Origin of the sequence: Propionivibrio sp. (assembly GCF_029255185.1) — a bacterium.
Taxonomy (GTDB): domain Bacteria; phylum Pseudomonadota; class Gammaproteobacteria; order Burkholderiales; family Rhodocyclaceae; genus Propionivibrio.
In genome coordinates this window covers 1-2693 of the sequence record NZ_JAPUVO010000027.1, presented here as the reverse complement: position 1 = coordinate 2693, position 2693 = coordinate 1, and the positions used below count along the sequence as shown (strand labels likewise).

Genomic DNA, 2693 nt, shown 5'->3' with positions numbered 1-2693 from the left:
GGGCGCACTGCGCGACAAACGTGCTTTCCAGAGCCTGTGCGCGATCAAAGGCTGCGGTGCGGGCAATGCCCTCGGGACTATTGAGATCGGCGCCCGAAGGCGGCGTTGGCCTCGGTCCGGCGGCGAAGTAGCAGTAATTCACCGCCGCGACCCAAAGCTGCTGCGCCTTGTAATCCTCGTTAACGCGCCCATCATCGTCCACTTCGTAAGGCGACGGCACATTGATGGTCACGGGGCCGCTCGCGGTGGTGATGGTCTGCGGCAACAAGGGCGGCATGACCAGAACCGTGTCGTAAGTGGGCATTTTGAGATCGGCGTCGATCAAATCGGGATCGTCCGGCACGCAACGCGCCGGATAACCGTCGAGCGGATTGGCGGTTTTGACGCCGTTTACTTTACCACAACGCAAATCACGCTCGTCAGCGGCGTATTGCGGGCCGCTGCCGTCGGCGCCAGGGCCGCGATAACGATTGCCGATTTGTTCGGTTATCTTCGCCGCCAACATCTTTGTGAACAAATTAAGGGCGATGGGAGCCTGTCGTGTCGTAATGATGTTGCATAATTGCTGGTTCTGCTTCGTTGGCGGGGTTTTTTCACTGGCGAGCTTAGCCGCTTTCTCCGCTGCGCCCTGTTGCGCATCCGCTTCAACAGTTGCTTGGGTAAGGCGCGTGCGAAGTTCGGCCTCCGCCTCCTGTCCCGCGCTGAAGATATTGGCGATGGTGTTAAGATTATCGCCGATCACGTCATCGAGAATTCCCTTCAAGGTGATCAGTTCGGAGAGCATGGCGAACTCAGTAAGCCAGCTCTTGGCCTGAGCGACCCATTGCGCGACTTCCTCTGCCGTCTGTTCGGATATGATGCCACTTTCCACAAGCGCCACAGGAGGCGACCATATTTCACAGCATGGCTTGGCAATAACCGACGCAGGCTTCGCGACGACCAAGGCGCCAAGGAACAAAAGCGCAACTATTCCGACCTTGGCTCTGCGCAATTTTCCCTCCTTGCCCTGCAAACAACACATGTCACGGCGCCAAGGTCACGGGCAGACTGATGCGGTCGGCAGCGAAGTCCCCTTCCATAGCCCGAACGAGGCCGGCATCATGCGGCGTCTTGACCGCCACTTTCTTGGCAGGACGCTCCAGCGCAGCCTCGTCGCGGCGTCGTGGCGGCAACGGCGCTTCCGTCGGCGCATTGATGCGGTCTGTGTGGGCGGTCAAGCCCACATCCAGATAAAGCCCCTGCATCTCCTGCATCCCTTTCATCGCCGCCACAAGCGCCGCTTCGTCATCAGCCTGCTTGGCCTGCCATGTGGTGTTCGAAAGGTCGCACATGGTGCTGAAATCCATCATCATGCCATGGTTGACGCCAGCGCCCGCCGCCGAAGTGTAAAATTGATTGGTCGTGCATTTCATATGCTTGATCCATTCCTCCTGACGCGGACTGAGCCCTTTTTCACAATCAATATCCGGCGTCAGCGTACCGCCTGCGGCAACAAACGCTTTGCAGGCCAGCTTGGTCGCCTTACACACCTTGTCGATCGAAGGGTCGGCTGATTGAACGGGGTCGGTGCAGTTCGGTCGCGTCAGATAGGCCACGCGCTTGGTACACTGTGTCGTGAAAACGCTCTCCACGGCCAACGCATGGTCGAAACTCGCCGTTCGGGCAATGCCTTCAGGACTTTCCAAATCCTTGCCGTGCGGCGGCGACGGGCGCGGTCCGGCGGCGAAGGCGCAGAAATTCAGCGCCGCAACATAAAGTTTCTCCGCGCGCGTGACAGGTTTCGGCACATAGGTGATAATCGGCGGCCCAATAAAGACCGTGACCGGAACCGGCACGAGGGTCGGCATCTGAAGAACTTCCAGCCCGCTCAACGCCTTGCTGTAAACAATATCCGCGTCGGTCAGGGTGGGATCCTTATTCACGCACTCGGCAGGATAGCCGTCGATAGGGTTCGCCGTCGGAAAGCCTCCTGCGCCCTTGCCACAACGGATATTACGCTCATCGGATGCATATTGCGGCCCGTTGCCATCGGCGCCGCGACCACGGTACCGCTGGGCGAGCATATCCCCCGTAGCCTTGGCAATAATCTGGTGCGTCCACATGGAGGCGCCCGTCGCGCTGCCGGCGGTCACGAGATTGCAAAGCTGCTGGTTGTCGTTGGTCGGCGGCGTATTCTTCCCGGCGATCTCAGCGGCGACTTTGGCGCCGGCGACTTCGTCCATACCGTTGACCATTCCCTGCGTCAACCGCATCTGCAACTCCGCCAACCCCTGCTGGCCGCCATTGATCAAGGCGCCGAGTGTCGTGATTTCCTTTTTGAAAGTATCGGTGAAGGCATTGATTCCGTTAATGATGTCAGCCAGAAAAGCGAACTCCTGAATCCACGCGGCAGCCTGTTTACCCCACTCAACCAACATGGTCGCCGTTTCCGAACCGACGGCGGCCTCGGTCAACGCTCCCGCGATAACGCCATCGCCGCAACAGGCCGACGCCTGCCGCGGCGCCCCAAGCGACAGGCTCCATGCCAACAACAGCACCACCATTAAACGCAAGACGATTGCGCCTTTACGACCTGACGACGAACGCATGACGCACCTCCCCTAAAATCTGAACGTACCGCCAGCGCCCATAATGCCGCGCGACAGGTTATTGAAGAACGCCGGAACAGCCCCAGGAATAGGCATCGATCCTCC

The 2693-nt window shown here is 59.3% G+C and carries 2 protein-coding genes; both read right to left on the bottom strand.

All coding sequences use genetic code 11. From position 1 onward, the window contains the following. Nucleotides 1–991: hypothetical protein (locus tag Q1J43_RS00400; RefSeq protein WP_301100303.1), on the bottom strand; the 991-nt coding region annotated here is incomplete at its 3' end. A gap of 31 nt (nt 992–1022) precedes the next feature. After that, nucleotides 1023–2588 carry a hypothetical protein gene (locus Q1J43_RS00395; protein ID WP_301100302.1) on the bottom strand — a complete coding sequence of 522 codons (1566 nt, stop codon included), beginning with the start codon at nt 2586–2588 and terminating at the stop codon, nt 1023–1025. Nucleotides 2589–2693: the final 105 nt, after the last annotated feature.